This is a genomic window from Ornithinibacillus salinisoli, assembly GCF_042684965.1.
Lineage (GTDB): Bacteria > Bacillota > Bacilli > Bacillales > Amphibacillaceae > Ornithinibacillus > Ornithinibacillus salinisoli.
The window spans coordinates 464,302-480,291 of the sequence record NZ_JBHUMI010000014.1 but is presented as its reverse complement, the minus strand read 5'-3'; the positions used below and the strand labels follow the sequence as shown (position 1 = coordinate 480,291).

14 protein-coding genes are annotated in these 15,990 nt (G+C 36.9%); 8 read left to right on the top strand and 6 right to left on the bottom strand.

All coding sequences use genetic code 11. The features are described from left to right. Positions 1-69 precede the first annotated feature (69 nt). Both gerQ and hemQ read right to left on the bottom strand, forming a co-directional pair. A complete protein-coding gene (gene gerQ / locus ACFSTA_RS09540; RefSeq protein WP_377556396.1) occupies positions 70-573 on the bottom strand; it encodes a spore coat protein GerQ in 504 nt (167 codons plus the stop codon). 528 nt (positions 574-1,101) lie between these two features. Then, positions 1,102-1,851 carry a hydrogen peroxide-dependent heme synthase gene (gene hemQ, locus ACFSTA_RS09535; protein ID WP_377556395.1) on the bottom strand — a complete coding sequence of 250 codons (750 nt, stop codon included), beginning with the start codon at positions 1,849-1,851 and terminating at the stop codon, positions 1,102-1,104. Positions 1,852-2,141: 290 nt separating this feature from the next. On the opposite strand from hemQ, the gene pta reads away from it, so the two are divergent. Together pta and ACFSTA_RS09525 are read left to right on the top strand one after the other, a co-directional pair. After that, positions 2,142-3,113 carry a phosphate acetyltransferase gene (gene pta, locus ACFSTA_RS09530; protein ID WP_377556394.1) on the top strand — a complete coding sequence of 324 codons (972 nt, stop codon included), beginning with the start codon at positions 2,142-2,144 and terminating at the stop codon, positions 3,111-3,113. A gap of 785 nt (positions 3,114-3,898) precedes the next feature. Continuing rightward, the gene (locus ACFSTA_RS09525; protein WP_377556393.1) at positions 3,899-4,165 is read left to right on the top strand and encodes a hypothetical protein; all 267 of its coding nucleotides are present in this window, start codon (positions 3,899-3,901) and stop codon (positions 4,163-4,165) included. Between the two features lie 18 nt (positions 4,166-4,183). Here ACFSTA_RS09525 and ACFSTA_RS09520 read toward each other — a convergent pair whose 3' ends face one another. Further along, on the bottom strand, positions 4,184-5,038 hold the full coding sequence (locus tag ACFSTA_RS09520) for a lipoate--protein ligase family protein (RefSeq protein WP_377556392.1): 855 nt from the start codon (positions 5,036-5,038) through the stop codon (positions 4,184-4,186). Between the two features lie 98 nt (positions 5,039-5,136). Here ACFSTA_RS09520 and ACFSTA_RS09515 point away from each other — a divergent pair, with 98 nt between their 5' ends. From ACFSTA_RS09515 to ACFSTA_RS09505, 3 genes are all read left to right on the top strand, one after another. Then, positions 5,137-6,453 (top strand): HD domain-containing protein, encoded by a 1,317-nt coding sequence (locus ACFSTA_RS09515; protein WP_377556391.1) that lies wholly within the window; start codon positions 5,137-5,139, stop codon positions 6,451-6,453. Beyond that, positions 6,443-6,949, top strand: a complete 507-nt coding sequence (locus ACFSTA_RS09510; protein WP_377556390.1) for a YwgA family protein — start codon at positions 6,443-6,445, stop codon at positions 6,947-6,949. The genes ACFSTA_RS09515 and ACFSTA_RS09510 overlap by 11 nt, the downstream gene beginning before the upstream one ends. Before the next feature lie 80 nt (positions 6,950-7,029). Then, on the top strand, positions 7,030-7,551 hold the full coding sequence (locus ACFSTA_RS09505) for a YwhD family protein (RefSeq protein WP_377556389.1): 522 nt from the start codon (positions 7,030-7,032) through the stop codon (positions 7,549-7,551). A gap of 438 nt (positions 7,552-7,989) precedes the next feature. On the opposite strand, the gene ACFSTA_RS09500 is transcribed toward ACFSTA_RS09505, so the two are convergent. Further along, a complete protein-coding gene (locus tag ACFSTA_RS09500) occupies positions 7,990-10,050 on the bottom strand; it encodes a transglycosylase domain-containing protein (protein ID WP_377556388.1) in 2,061 nt (686 codons plus the stop codon). Between the two features lie 211 nt (positions 10,051-10,261). On the opposite strand from ACFSTA_RS09500, the gene ACFSTA_RS09495 reads away from it, so the two are divergent. Together ACFSTA_RS09495 and argS are read left to right on the top strand one after the other, a co-directional pair. Further along, a complete protein-coding gene (locus ACFSTA_RS09495; RefSeq protein WP_377556387.1) occupies positions 10,262-10,693 on the top strand; it encodes a DUF1934 domain-containing protein in 432 nt (143 codons plus the stop codon). Further along, the gene (gene argS / locus ACFSTA_RS09490; RefSeq protein WP_377556386.1) at positions 10,690-12,360 is read left to right on the top strand and encodes an arginine--tRNA ligase; all 1,671 of its coding nucleotides are present in this window, start codon (positions 10,690-10,692) and stop codon (positions 12,358-12,360) included. The genes ACFSTA_RS09495 and argS overlap by 4 nt, the downstream gene beginning before the upstream one ends. Positions 12,361-12,415: 55 nt before the next feature. Here argS and ACFSTA_RS09485 read toward each other — a convergent pair whose 3' ends face one another. Further along, positions 12,416-13,180, bottom strand: a complete 765-nt coding sequence (locus tag ACFSTA_RS09485) for a hypothetical protein (RefSeq protein WP_377556385.1) — start codon at positions 13,178-13,180, stop codon at positions 12,416-12,418. Beyond that, positions 13,173-13,385 carry a helix-turn-helix transcriptional regulator gene (locus ACFSTA_RS09480; protein WP_377556384.1) on the bottom strand — a complete coding sequence of 71 codons (213 nt, stop codon included), beginning with the start codon at positions 13,383-13,385 and terminating at the stop codon, positions 13,173-13,175. Before ACFSTA_RS09480 ends, ACFSTA_RS09485 begins: the two co-directional genes overlap by 8 nt. Positions 13,386-13,761: 376 nt before the next feature. On the opposite strand from ACFSTA_RS09480, the gene ACFSTA_RS09475 reads away from it, so the two are divergent. Then, positions 13,762-15,867 (top strand): (Fe-S)-binding protein, encoded by a 2,106-nt coding sequence (locus tag ACFSTA_RS09475; RefSeq protein WP_377556383.1) that lies wholly within the window; start codon positions 13,762-13,764, stop codon positions 15,865-15,867. Positions 15,868-15,990 lie beyond the last annotated feature (123 nt).

Below are 15,990 nucleotides of genomic sequence, written 5' to 3'. Positions count from 1 at the left end.
TCGCCCCACTTAATAGTGAATAAATGAGGATGGTACAGAAGTGTACCATCCTCTTATTTACATTTCAATTTATCTAGGTTGGTAGTTTGAAAATTGATTTCCCGTAGCACCATATGGATATTCATAATTTAACTCTTCATCAAATGTCACATAATCAAGATAAACCATTAATAATAAGTAGCGTTTACCTGTTTGGGGATCACTCAGTATAATGTGATCTCTACCAGCTGCTTCTATCACACCTCTAAATTTCTTTGCATTCCATTCTTGATTTTGTTCAAATGTCATATAAACAGTCGCTTGTTTACCACGATTTAATCGTAAAATATTTTCTATATACGATTGTTGTAACGGCAACATACCAGGTACATCTGGCGCTTGTTGCTGCTGTTGCTGTTGCAAAGGCTGTTGTGGTTGCTGCTGCGTTGGCTGTTGTTGCTGTGTCTGAGGGTATTGAAATTGACGGTAATTGTATGCTGGGTAGAATGCTGGAGATGTTTGTGGAAAATAATAGTAAGGATACTGTGAATTGGCGTACGGTTGACTTTGATTTTTTTCTTGGCTTTCACTCATATATAAATCCTCCTTATAATTATTGCATCATAGGTATGGTTCACAGGCTACTGTATAAATTATCAGTTACCTGAAGAACGACTTAAAATACACCTGGGCAATCAGCGGAAGTAGGTGAAAAAACAACGTAATTTATATTTTCCAGAACTCCACTGGATAAACCCATTATGTCAGGCAATTTCCGTTTTGCCTGAAAAAACTACAGTGAATAGATTGAAGGGTGGTAGCGTTACCCCTTTAAAACTCTACGTACAAGTTGTTATCTCGATATGTGAGCTCCTTGATAAATGTAGCGTTTTTGTGTTGCCTCAAATCCACCAGAAATTTGTAATACACCGCAATTCTGTATATCTTGATGCAAAGTTTACTCAGGTTATATGTATGCAAACATGGGCGAATAGATGACAGATTTTTGGGAAAAAGGACAAAGTAGAATGTTTTTTTAGGACAGTACTACATGTTATGTTCTAGAAAGAAAGAATATGAAAAAAGACTCTCTGTTTTAACAGAAAGTCTTTGGGGATGTTCCTACACGTGTAAGTAGGATGGAATGTCTTCTTTTTTAAGAATATTTCCAACGAAGAATTCGCCAAACTCACCATATTTGGAGCTTACTTCATCGAAACGCATTTCATAAACAATTTTTTTGAATTCTAACGGGTCATGAGCAAATAGTGTAACGCCCCATTCCCAGTTATCAAGACCAATAGAACCGGTAATGAACTGTTTAATTTTATTCGCATACTTACGTCCTGTCATGCTATGTTCATAAAGTAGTTTCCCACGTACGTCTTTTTCTAACGTATACCAGTTTTCTTCTCCTTGGCGGCGTCTGTCCATAGGATAGAAACAAATATGCTCCCACTTTGGAAGAATTGGTTTTAATCGAGCTTGAGTTTCTGGTAAGGTTTCTGGATCTACACCATCTTTAGCAGGTCGGTATTTCGATAACTCAATAATGGAAACATAGGAATGTGCAGGCTGTAAAAATTCAGCGAATTTTGATTTGTTGAATTCTGTTTCTAGTTCACTAAGCTCGTCCATCGTTGGCCGTAAGAACATGAACATTAAGTCTGCTTTTTGACCAACTACTTTGTACATCGCATGACTGCCATTCTTAGCTTCTTCAACAGCATCCCATTTCGTAACTAGTTTCTCAAAGCTTCCGATAGCTTCTTGGCGCTCTGCATCAGATGCCAATTTCCATGAGTCCCAATCAATTGTACGTAAGTCATGGAGGCTATACCAACCATCCATTGTTTCGACAGCTTCTACCATTATGTATCTCTCCTTCATTGTATAAGTACGATTATGTCTTTACTATATCACAATAAGGGAATGTTAATCACGAGGAAGCACTTATACTCAGAACGAGGAAAATGTTGATATAACAAGGTCTTGGCGAAATTTCATTCTACTTGGAAGGGTAATGTCATCAATTTGTCAAAAAATGCTAAGTGTCATTTCTTTCCCTATGTCGAGAAATATACTATGATCTGTTATGGACATGGCTAAAATTTCATAAGTTGATACATATTATGGACATAGAATAATTGGAGGTATTTTTTATGAGTAACTTATTTGATGAATTAACAGCTAAGATAAAAGGTTCGAATAAAACGGTCGTATTTCCAGAAGGTTTAGATGAACGAATTCTAACAGCAGCAAGTAAGTTAAGTGCAGAAGGAATCTTAACACCAATCCTTATTGGTGACCAACAACAAATAGAGCAAAAAGCTACAGAATTGAACGTTGTCTTAACAGATTGTAAGATTATTAATCCGAATGATTATGAAAAAATTGAAGATATGGTAAATACATTTGTAGAGCGCCGAAAAGGGAAAGCAACCGAAGAGGATGCGCGTAAGATTCTACTCGATGAAAATTACTTTGGAACGATGCTTGTTTATATGAATGAAGCAGATGGACTTGTTAGTGGAGCGGCACATTCAACAGCTGACACGGTTCGTCCAGCTCTTCAAATAATTAAAACGAAAGAAGGTATTAAGAAGACTTCAGGTGTATTCATTATGGTTCGAAATGATGAAAAATATGTTTTCGCTGATTGTGCCATCAATATTGCGCCAGATAGCAATGATTTAGCAGAAATTGCAGTTGGATCAGCTGAAACTGGAAAACTATTCGGGGTCGACCCACGTGTTGCTATGCTAAGCTTTTCCACAAAAGGCTCAGCGAAATCAGAGGAAACGGATAAAGTTGCAGAAGCAATCAACATTGCGAAAGAAAAAGCCCCATCCCTTGTTATCGATGGTGAATTCCAATTTGATGCAGCCTTTGTACCTAGTGTAGCAGCGAAAAAAGCACCTGAATCAGAAATTAAAGGGGATGCTAATGTATTTATTTTCCCAAGCTTAGAAGCTGGAAATATTGGCTATAAAATCGCCCAACGATTAGGTGGATTTGAAGCAGTTGGCCCAATATTACAAGGATTGAACAAACCAGTAAACGATCTATCTCGTGGTTGTAGCACAGAAGATGTATTTAACTTAGCTTTGATAACGGCAGCACAGGCTGAGTAATCTGCCTGAGATTAATATTAAAAGCTTGCAGAAAATCTAATTTAGTAACTTGAGGTTTCTGGAAGCAGGGACTAAAGTGTTTTAGTCAAAGAAAAATCCAAACGATGATTCATTCTTGAATTAGAATGAATCAGTTTGGATTTTTCTTTTTGGGTTATTTTCGTACTTTGTTGCTAATCAGATATAGACTGCGAAGCATAGTGCTCACCGATCCGGAAATACACTTGGATTCCTGCGGGCTCACGATAAGCCTCCTCGCTCGCAAAACAAGTGCGCCTGCATCTTCTAGTAATGCTTTGCACTAGGCTTCCACGACGCAAGGGAAAAAAGAAGTTTACTCAAGTAGTTCCCTTGAAGGAGTAGGGGTTTAACGGAACGGACATGGCGTACTTTATTTCGTAAAATAATCTCATTTGAAAATGTTATCGGACATCAAGTACGTTATTTGCTCTAATTCGTACCAGAATACCTGTCATTTCGGTTAATAACGGAACAGATGTCCTTTAAACCCCTTTATTACCCAATTTTGTCACACATAAGGGAAGAATTGTCCGTTTCCATACTTCTCCTATCCATGTATCCTCTTCGTGTGCCCGCGGAAAGCGACTGCCCGCAGCGGAAAACACGTTGCAGTTACTTCGCATTCTATCAACTAAGAATTAAGGTCTTACCGTTGAAAAAGTAGCTTGGTATTACGTTGCCCAAGAATTCCTTCAAAATATATTTTAATCATAGGATATATATGGTAATTTAGTGGTAAGTGAATGGAGGGAGTAGGTGTACATATGAAAGAAAAGTTTAGAAAAGGACTTATTGGTGCAGGCTCATTGTTTGTTGTTGGACACATTATATATTTTATTGGTGTTTGGAATGCTAGAGAAATTGCAATATCTTGGAGTAGACCACAGCAAGCAACTAGCTGGAGCACATCTCCTGAACAAACAGATGCTGTTTTTAGCTTTTTTAGTCTGTTGGGAATTTCTATCGTGGTCGTTGCTGTATTAATGATGGTTATCGTTTTTTATAAATGGTTGGGGTTTAAAGAAGAATAACGCTAATCGCAATTAGCGTTATTTGATAATCTGTCCAATTTGTTCATTCCGTTTTTCCATTTGTTCATAGCGCTTCTGAAAAACAGTTAACTCTTTCTCTGAAAAAGCTGTATCTATAATCTGATCACTTAATTCCTTTATAGCAGAATGCGCTCGTTCCTTCATTTCATCAATGGAAATAGAACGGGCTAGCAGCTCAGATAACGACCCCATCACCTCAGGATTAACAGTTGGATAGGTGAATTTTGTTTTTTCGCCTTTCATACTTGTATTATAAAACGCTTGAATTAATGAAGCTCGTTCAAAGCTATTTCCTTCAACGTCTAAGTAAATTTGAATAGCTGCACCGTCTTTAATGCGACGCTGCGATATCCCAGCAAATTTTTTCCCTTCAATGCTTAAATCATAGTCACCCGGGCAGTAAGATTCAACAATTTCATAAGCTTTAATATCCTCTGTCAGATCACGTAGCATGAATTGGATTAAGCTGACCATCGCTTCATAGCAGGCATGGATAGATAAATCTTTGACACCAGGTAATACTAATGAAAGATTCAACACACCTTCATCTAAGGCAACTGCTAGTCCTCCTGAATTTCGAACAACAACCTGGTAGCCAGCATCTGATAAAAGCTTAACTCCATCCTCGATATAGGGGAGTCGTGCATCAGGAATTCCTAAAACAATTGTTTTGGGATGGATCCATAATCTCACAGTAGGTGGCGATTCTCCATCACTTACTGAAGTAGCTAAGGCATCATCAATCGCAAAGGATGACATCGCAGTGTTTGCTACGTGATGAAAATATTTTTCTTTCGTGTGGTCAATGTATCTGAATGTCGTATGGTGTATGATTTCCTTCCAATTTAACATGACAATCTCCTTTAAAAGTTACAAATTACGTCTTTTTTCGCTAATGTATCTATTATATAATATAACAAAATCGTCGAAAAGAAACGGGTTGAAAAAGAATGGCATACAAAGATGAACAACTTAATGAAGAAAAGGTATTTAAAGATCCTGTTCACCGCTATATCCATGTAAGGGATCGTGTAATATGGGATTTAATTGCAACTCCTGAATTTCAACGACTGCGTAGAATTAAACAACTTGGTACAACCAACCTAACATTCCATGGGGCAGAGCATAGTCGCTTCAATCATTCCTTAGGTGTTTATGAAATAGTAAGACGAATTATTTATAATTTTAAAGATCGCGAGCATTGGAATAATGACCAACGTTTACTTTGCATGTGTGCAGCATTATTGCATGATCTAGGGCATGGTCCATTCTCCCACTCCTTTGAAAAAGTTTTTAAGCTAGATCATGAATATTTTACCCAACAAATAATTTTGGGGGATACATATGTTCATAAAATTTTAGAACGTGTTCGACCTGGATTTTCCCAGGATGTAGCCGATGTGATCGGGAAAACGTATTCTGATAAATTGGTAGTTAGTTTGATTTCTAGTCAAATTGATGCGGACCGTATGGATTACTTACAACGTGATGCGTACTTTACAGGGGTAAGCTATGGCCATTTTGACATGGAACGAATACTTCGTGTCATGCGACCAAAAGAAGATCAAGTAGTAATTAAATCATCCGGAATGCACGCAGTAGAGGATTACATTATGAGTCGCTATCAAATGTATTGGCAGGTTTATTTCCATCCTGTAACACGCAGCGCTGAAGTAATTTTGTCCAAAATTTTGCATCGTGCAAAAGAATTATACGAAAATAACTATGAATTTAAATTAAAGCCCACACATTTTCTATCTTTTTTCTCAGGAGATGTATCCTTGGATGAATATTTAAAGCTAGATGAAGGAATTGTTCATTATTATTTTCAATTATGGCAGGAGGAAGAAGACGAGATAATCAGGGATCTTTGTGAACGATTTATTAACCGTCGCCTATTCAAATATGTCGAGTTTAATCCGAATAAACAAATGAATGAGTGGATGAAGCTTCATAAATTATTTTTAGAAATAGGGGTCGATCCAGAGTACTATCTTGTTGTAGATTCATCCTCTGATTTACCTTACGATTTTTATCGACCTGGCGAAGAGGAAGAGAGATTGCCGATTCACCTATTAATGCCTGATGGAAGCTTGAAGGAGCTTTCTAGACATTCGGAAATTGTTGAATCTATTTCCGGTAAAAAACGTACGGATCATAAATTATACTTTCCAAAAGATATTTTAGAAAAAATCTCTGATAAGAAAAAAGCGAATGAAATAAAAGAAATACTGTATGGTCAAGGAGATGTATTTGATGTTAAATAATCATGCCAAGCTAATGCAATTCTTTTTAAAAGCAAAGGAAGTTACTGGAAGAAAAAAACTACAAAAAATGGTTTATATATTACAATCACTGGGTGTCCCGTTTGAAGAAAAATATCAATTTCATTTTTATGGACCCTATTCAGAGGAGCTTTCCCTCAGAATAGAAGAGCTTTGTAATTTAGGTTTTGTTGAGGAAGAAAAAGAAGAAAAGAGCAATTATTATCAATATCATTATAAAATAACCAATGATGGCCTGGAATTTTTAAATCAATTTGCATTGGACATGCCTAATTATAAAGAACAAGTGGTGAAGTTGAATGGAAAAAGTGCACGGTTTCTAGAATTGGTATCGACCATGTTATATTTCAATGACTTTAATCGTCCTGAAGTGGAAGAGAAAATCCAAGTTGTAAAACCCAAACAGAATTACAGCGAAGATGAAATTTCTGAAGCGTGGAAGTTTATCGATGAGTTAAATCAAGGTTTACTGCAATAATCGGTAGTGGATACGTGAAAAACCCTTGTTATTTATGCTACAATGTATCACAGTAATAAGGTTAGAAGGAGGATCATGTGATGAGTTCAGATCAATCTTCAGATAAAAAGAAGAATAATTCATTTACAATTATAAAAGACGATTCCAATGATGGGCATGGTGGCTATGGTGTTGGTGCGGTTAGCTTGGAAAACATGTCATCAGTAATTGTTGATCCAAATGAGAACAAAGCATATGTAGACATGGGTGCGATGCACGCACGTAGTGATGTAGAACGACGTGTGAAGTTTTTACCTGATAAAGATGCGGTTCCAAATGGAAAGCTGTACTGGATCGTTTGGGTAAATGTGGACCGAAATGAAAAAGGGCCGTATTATGCAGGTGTAACAGGATGTGAAATCCGTGTGGACCGTGAGATAAAACGTGCTTACAAGTCCATGCCAGAGCATGTAACTCGTATGGAAAAATCACTAAAAGGTCAAATAATTGTGGAACATATGGATGAGAAATCGAAGAAATTGCTCCGAGAATTCTTATCAGATTTCAATTCAGATATGTGGGAAAACTCTACCGATGAATTGAAACACGCATTGCCCGAGTAAACAATGGTAAAATAAGGATATCACGGTATATATAATCGTGAACATTTTGTGACTGAATCGTGAATATTTAGCAGAAATGTTGTACTTTTTATTGGAAGTTTGTAAAATATGTATACATGGGCTTACTCATGTATTACTAGGACAAAAAAGAAGCTGACTCAGATCGTAAGACGGACCTTACGTAAGAGTCGGCTTCTTTTGTTTTAGGATGCAATTGTGGACATCGGACTCACGCGCCGAAACATCGGACAGACGCGCTCTAGCATCGGACGCACGCGCTCGAACATCGGACGGACGCGCTCGAACATCGGACGGACGCGCTCGAACATCGGACGGACGCGCTCGAACATCGGACGGACGCGCTCGAACATCGGACGGACGCGCCGAAACATCGGACGCACGCGCTGAAACATCGTCCCACAAGCAAACATCAGTCAATCAAAAAAATACATCGAACCATTTCTCAAACAACCCTCTATCATCTTTCTTATCAACTACTCCATCATCTTCATATTCATCTTCATTATCATTCATATGCTCTAAACAATGGTATTCTGGTTCCGTTCCTTTTTCAAAAAACATGACAGTACTTTTCTCACAATAGGGCGTTGCTTTTAATCCTGTTTCTGGATCGACGGGAATTGCTACAAGTCCAGCTGGAGCATCAAAATGTTCCTTTGATAAGCCTTCGTGTGCTTGTTCCATAAATGTTGCCCAAATGGTCTTGGAATAAGATCTTTCCGAAGGGTTCTCCATGTTACTATTATCATCGTATCCTGTCCATACTCCAGCAACTAAATTAGGGCTAAAACCAATCATCCAGCTGTCTGTATTCGTAGAACCTGTTTTACCCGCGTATGTTCTTGTAAGTTGGTTTGAGACTGATGATCCTGTAACAGACGTATAGCCATTTAACTCTTCATCAAAAATTCCAGTCATCAGCTGGGTCAAGATGAATGCCTTCTTTGGATCAAGGACGAGCTTATTTGATGGTTCTTCCCTTTGATAAACCGTTTTTCCTTCACGATCAACAATTTTATCAATCGTATATCCGTTAATATCATGCCCACCATTTGCTAACATGCCATATCCAGTTACCATTTCCTTCACCGAAACCGCGCCTGTTCCTAAGGCTAACGAGGGAACTTCAGGTAGTTCACTTTGGATACCGAATTGTTTCGCCGCATTAATTAACGTTTCTGTACCTAAAAACATATTTGTTCGAACAGCATAAACGTTGTCAGAAAGAGCAATAGCTTGTGCGAGTGTTATCGGTTCATAGGCATAATAGTCATTAAAATTACTTGGCTGATATACGTTACCATCCTCCAACTCAAAAGCTGTTGGCTTACTCATTAGCATTGTACTTGCCGTATATCCATTGTGGAGTGCTGCATAATATAAAAACGGTTTAAAGGTTGAACCAGGCATTCTTTTGGCTTGGATTGTACGATTGAATGGACTTTTTTTGTAATCCCTTCCCCCGACCATTGCGCGTATTGCACCATTTGATGGGTCCATTGCAACAGATCCTACTTCAATACCACTGTTGTCCGGAATAGTCTCAGATACACTAGCCTCTAATGCCTTTTGAGCATCAATATGTAACGTCGTATGAATTTCATAACCTCCAGAACGAATCGATTCATGATCAAGCTGTAATACGTTTGCTGCTTCATTTAAAACCGTATCTTGAAAATAAGGTCCAATACTTTTTTTCTTAGATTCTAGTGATTGCGTGTATTGTAAGTTCTCGCGTTTAGCTAAATAGAACTCTTCATCTGTAATTACGTTTTTATCATACATATTTTTAAGAATATGTTGCTGTCTATCTGTTGCCCGTTTCTCATCGTTTAAAGGAGAGTAATAGGTAGGGCCTTTCGGAACACCAGTAAGCATAGCAGCTTCTGCAAGTGTTAAATCCTTTGCTGATTTATTAAAAAAGTATGCACTAGCTGTTTCAATTCCATATGCACCATGTCCATAATAGACTGTATTTAAATATCCTTCTAATATCTCTTCTTTTGAGTAAAACATTTCGAGTCTAATTGTATAAAAGGCTTCTTTTAGTTTACGAGACCAAGTTTTCTCATGGGATAAAAATAAATTTCTAGCATACTGCTGGGAAAGAGTGCTAGCACCTTCCTTTAATGAGAAGGATTTTAAATCGGATAAAACAGCACCAAGGATACGTTGGAAATCAAATCCATGATGTTTAAAGAAACGTTGATCTTCCGTTAATATAGTTGCATCAATTAATATAGGAGGCATTTCTTCCAAACCAATCCAATAGCGATTTTCTAAACCATGCTCTTCTCCAATAACTTCACCATTATCACTATAATAAATCGTATTCTCGTCGTTCGTTAAATTAGGTGGGCCAAGTAGAAATGCAAATAAATAGATCCCTGCTAAAAAGAGCCCCCCTAAAACCGTAATTCCAACAGTGAATTTAAAGATAAATTTGGTTAATTTTTTTGAAAGAAACTGTTTTCCCATAATGTAATCTCCATTTATGTTGAATTTTGTAGGATATTCCTCTATTCTCAGTATGGGAAAACTGTTTAAGAATTAAACTTCTATCTCTTTATATATAAATCGAAAAAAGTTTGAAGTTGGTGGCATCAGGAAAGAATATTTTCATATTGATAATTTACGCCAATTATCGCTATAATAGTAAATTATACGTATGATATGAAGAGGCGATAACATGAATCGACAAGTAATGGTAGAACTTATCACTACCATTGATGACAATGGACATAAAGAATACAGTAAAACGAAGCAAAAAGGAACGTACTACCAAAAGAATAATTTGGATGTGCTCACCTTTGAAGAACAAACGGAAGATGAGCGAACAATAAAAAATATGATCACCATCCAACAAGGAAAAGTGAGTATCAAACGGTCTGGTGTAGTTTCCATGCATCAGAAGTTTCATACAAAGCAAACGACAGAAAATGTTTTTCGCCATCCACATGGAAATATACATATGGAAACATTTACGGATACCATTCACTCACAACCATTAGGTCTTTCGAATGCTGGTCGATTAAAGATTGACTATACAGTAAAGTTAAATGGACAAGATGAACGGAAACATACATTAGAGTTAACTTATGACGAGGAGGATTCACAATGAACGTATTGGCACAAACCGAAAACACATTAAAAGAACAGATTGGTGCCGCAGTCATACAAGCAGAACTTGCATCAAAAGAAGAACTTCCTACAATTATTTTAGAAAAACCAAAGGATAAAGCACACGGTGACTTTGCAACGAATATAGCGATGCAGTTAGCACGAATTGCAAAAAAAGCACCAAGACAGATTGCAGATGATATTGTGGCAAATCTAAATCAATCCAAAGCATCTATTGAAAAGGTAGAAATTGCAGGACCAGGTTTTATTAATTTTTTCATGAAAAATGATTTCTTAACCGATATTGTTCCAACGATTTTAGAGACAAATGAAAATTATGGAAGAACAGACTTCGGTAAAGGGGAAAAAGTACAAGTAGAATTTGTTTCGGTAAATCCTACAGGCGATTTACATCTTGGACATGCGCGTGGTGCAGCATTTGGGGATGTTTTATGTAATGTACTAGCAACCGCTGGATATGATGTCGAGCGGGAGTACTATATTAATGACGCCGGAAATCAAATTGATAACTTAGCACTTTCCGTAAATGCACGTTATTTGCAAGCTTTGGGACAAGATGCCGAAATGCCCGAAGATGGTTATCACGGGGACGATATTGTTGAAATTGGAAAGTCTTTAGCAGAAGAGCACGGTGATAAATGGGCAAATACCGAAGAAGAAGAACATTTAGCCTTTTTCAAAGAATACGGATTAAAATATGAACTTGGTAAAATTGAAGAAGATTTAAAAGACTTCCGAGTAGAATTCGATAACTGGTTCTCAGAAAGAAGTTTATATCAAAATGATGAAATCTCTGATGTGTTGGATAAATTAAAAGCCGCAAACTATGTTTATGAAGAAGATGGTGCCACATGGTTCCGTTCAACAGACTTTGGTGATGATAAAGATCGTGTTTTACAGAAAAAGGATGGAGCATTTACCTATTTAACTCCAGATATTGCATACCACCAAAATAAATTGAACCGTGGTTTCAATAAACTAATAAATGTTTGGGGAGCAGATCACCACGGGTACATTCCAAGAATGAAAGCCGCTATTCAAGCACTTGGTTATGAAGCAGGTAAATTGGAAGTAAAAATCATTCAGATGGTAAACCTATTTGAAAATGGCGAAAAGCTTCGTATGAGTAAGCGTACGGGAAATGCTGTTTCCTTACGAGAATTAATGGATGAAGTAGGTGTCGATGCTGTTCGTTATTTCTTTGTGGCACGTTCGAATGACTCACAGCTCGATTTTGATGTGGAGCTTGCACGATCCCAGTCCAATGATAACCCCGTATTTTACGTCCAGTACGCACATGCTCGTATCTGTACCATGTTAAAACAAGCGGAAAGTAAAGGGATTGACATTAATCAAACGTTTGATCAAAGTCTACTGACAGCAGAAAAAGAACTTGATCTAATGAAAAAACTAGGGGAGTTTCCACAAATGATTGCGGAGGCTGCAGAAAAACATACCCCTCATAAAGTGACACAATATGTATTTGACTTAGCATCCTTGCTTCACAGCTTTTACAATGCAGAAAAAGTGCTGGATATGGAGCACTTAGAATTAACAAATGCACGTATTGCATTAATGAAAGCTGTAAGAATTACGTTAGCAAACGGTCTTAACCTAATGGGTGTTACAGCACCTGAAAAAATGTAACTGAAAAGGAAAGCTCGCTGACAAAGTGAGCTTTCCTTTTGTTATGAGAAGTAAATTAATCTATTTCACAACTAACCGATGATAATCCCCAGATACTTGTGGCACCCTCGTATGTCATGTTTCCCTCGTTAGCAAGACAAGATTCGATTTTCTCCATGTTGGAGTTATGATTACTTTGAACTTGTAGAATTCGAATCCCTCCAATTGTAAGAAAGAGGAGAGTCGTAGCACCAACAACTATTGCTAACCGCTTCTGTAATTTGCTATTCTTTATCCCTTGTTTCTTATTTTCAGATTTAGAGTAATCCAGATTTAGAGAATACTCACCAGACAAATATTGACGAATCTCACGATAGTACAAGGCATTTTGTATAATTAGTAAAAGAAAAATAGCAGCAATAAATACAAAGCGGTCTAAAGGTAAAAGCATAAGCAGTACGATGGAAGGAAGTCCATTTACATACAAAATATATACTTTTTTTGTTGCATTTCTTGTAACAATACGAAGCATTTCATCATCATCAAGAAATTCATTTGGACGAACTGTGAAGGCATACATTTTAGACTTTGGGTTTTCCTTATTATGTCGATACAATTTTGTGAGATAAGCGATAAAGAAGATAATTAGTAAAGTGAATCCGATAAAGAATGATTTTAATGGTAGCATGGACCAATTGACACCAATAGAAGTGAAGACACCTTCAAAATTACTTACCGTTAAATCTACAATTCGTACGATACTATAAAAACAAATGATTAAAATACTATATAAGGTAATATTCCATAGTGGGAACTGTATTCGAAAATCATTTTTATTCATTAGTATCCTCTCCTTCCAACCAAAATAATTCGTCCACTGGTAATTTCAATTGCTTAGCTAAACGTAGCGACAATGTAATTGATGGAGAAAATTCACCTTTCTCAATAAAACCAATCGTTTGTCTTGTTACACCAACGCGTGTACCTAATTCAGATTGTGAAAATCCATGTCTAGCTCTAAGTTCCCTTACACGATTATGAAGCATTTATAGTTCCTCTTCTCAATAGTATGTTAATTAATATAAACATAATGTAAGGTATAATTAACATAATGTCAATAATTATTAACGGTTATTTCCTTTATACATTTTATTTCTGTAAGATAGGTATTTCATTCAGAAGGAGAATAAAGTATACAGGTCATTATGTTTCCAAGTCATTACTCATGAAATCCTGAATAGAATATAGTAGGAAAAAACCGAATATTTCCTAAAAAAACATGTTGACTGAATGATCATTCATATTTATAGTTATATATATAACATCAACAAGGAGGACATCTGTACTTTTATCTAATAAATTTTTCTGAAAACTGAAATCGCTACCATTTTTCGTTATAATACAGGTGAGGGGGAACGACATATGGATATTCTTTTGTTAATTAATACAATAGCATTTGTTGCTATAACTGGTTATGCATTTTATTTATTCGCTAGAGTTATCGCAACAAGAGTAGCATATATTAGACTTGGTAAGAAATCTGAATTTGATAAGGATATTAAGGAACGGATAAATCGAATTATTAAGGTCGTATTCGGACAGTCAAAGCTATTAAAGGATAAAAAATCTGGTATAATTCACGTAATGATGTTCTACGGATTTATTCTAGTTCAATTCGGTGCAATCGATATGATTGTTAAGGGGTTATCACCGGGGAATCATTTACCATTTGGAATTTTTTATCCTGGATTTACGTTCTTCCAAGAAATCGTTACACTAATGATATTAGTAGCAGTGATATGGGCATTTTATCGCCGTTATATAGAAAAACTAGTTCGCCTGAAACGAGGATTAAAAGCAGGACTTGTACTAATATTTATCGGGACATTGATGCTTTCCGTATTGTTTGGTAATGGTATGGCTTTAATTTGGCATGGCGAAGATACAACTTGGACTGAACCAATTGCTAGTTTAATAGCTAGTGGATTTGCATGGTTGCCTGAAACTGCGGCCATTACACTGTTTTATATCGCATGGTGGGTACATACAATGACCTTATTAACTTTCCTTGTTTATGTGCCACAATCCAAACACGCACACTTAATTGCAGCACCGATTAACGTGTTTTTCAGTAAACGAGTACCAGGAAAACTAAATAAGATAGATTTCGAGATTGATGAGGAAGAAAATGAGGAAGATATCTCATTCGGTGTCGGAAAAGTAGAAGATTTTGAGCAGCTACAAATGATCGATTTTTATGCTTGTGTAGAATGTGGGCGTTGTACCGATGTTTGTCCAGCTTCAGGCACGGGTAAGATGCTATCTCCAATGGATTTAATGGTGAAAATTCGCGATCATTTAACCGAAAAAGGTGCGGCTGTAACTGGAAAATCAGCATGGGTTCCTTCCTATGCATTTGCAGGTACACAAGGAAATCTAGTAAGCTCAGGGAAAAATGAAGCAGCAGCAACAGTCCAAAGCGCGAGTTTAATAGGTGACGTTATTACAGAAGAAGAAATAAACGCTTGTACAACTTGCCGAAATTGCGAAGATGCATGTCCAGTAATGAATGAACATGTCGACAAGATTATTGATCTTCGTCGCTATCTAGTGATGACAGAAGGAAAGATGGATTCGGATGTGCAGCGTGCTGTAATGAACATTGAACGCCAAGGGAATCCATGGGGACTTTCGAAAAAAGATCGCATTAAGTGGCGCGATATGGATGAGACGGCATATATTCCAACCGTAAAAGAATTAAAAAAAGAAGATAAAGAGTTTGAGTACCTATTCTGGGTAAGCTCGATGGGTTCATTTGACAGCAGGAGTCAAAAAATTGCTCTAGCATTCGCAAAACTAATGAACCAAGCAGGAATTAACTTTGCGATATTAGGAAACAAAGAAGCGAATTCAGGAGATACTGCTCGTCGTATCGGTAATGAATTCTTATTCCAAGAAATCGCAGAGAAAAACATTAAAGAATTCACGAAAAATGATGTGAAGAAAATTGTAACGATTGATCCACATGCATATAATATTTTCAAAAACGAATATCCTGATTTTGGTTTTGAAGCAGAAGTGTATCACCATACACAATTGCTATATGACCTTGTGATGAATGGAAAATTAAAACCTGGTCGGGCAATCAATGAAAAATTAACGTATCACGATTCTTGTTATCTAGGAAGATATAATGGAGTCTATGATCCACCAAGAGAAATTTTACGTTCCATTCCAGGACTTGAGCTCGTGGAAATGGATCGTAATCGCGAAAACGGGATGTGCTGTGGTGCAGGTGGTGGCTTAATGTGGACAGAGGAAACAACAGGTAACCGCATTAATGTAGCTCGTACAGAACAAGCACTAGCTGTGGAACCAACGATGATTTCAAGTGCATGCCCATTCTGCTTAACTATGTTAAGTGATGGAACAAAAGCAAAAGAAGTCGAGGAAGATATTAGTACGATGGATGTTGCTGAAATTCTAGCATTATCTGTCCTAGTTGAGGAAGAAGAAAAATCTGCTTAGTAATATAGGGGGGGTTCTAACAAAAGGTGGAACCCCTTTATTTCACATAACGATTGAGCGAGCGTTCAATCAAGAAAAAAGGGAAGCGTTTTCATTTTTTTTATAATGATTATAAATATGAGG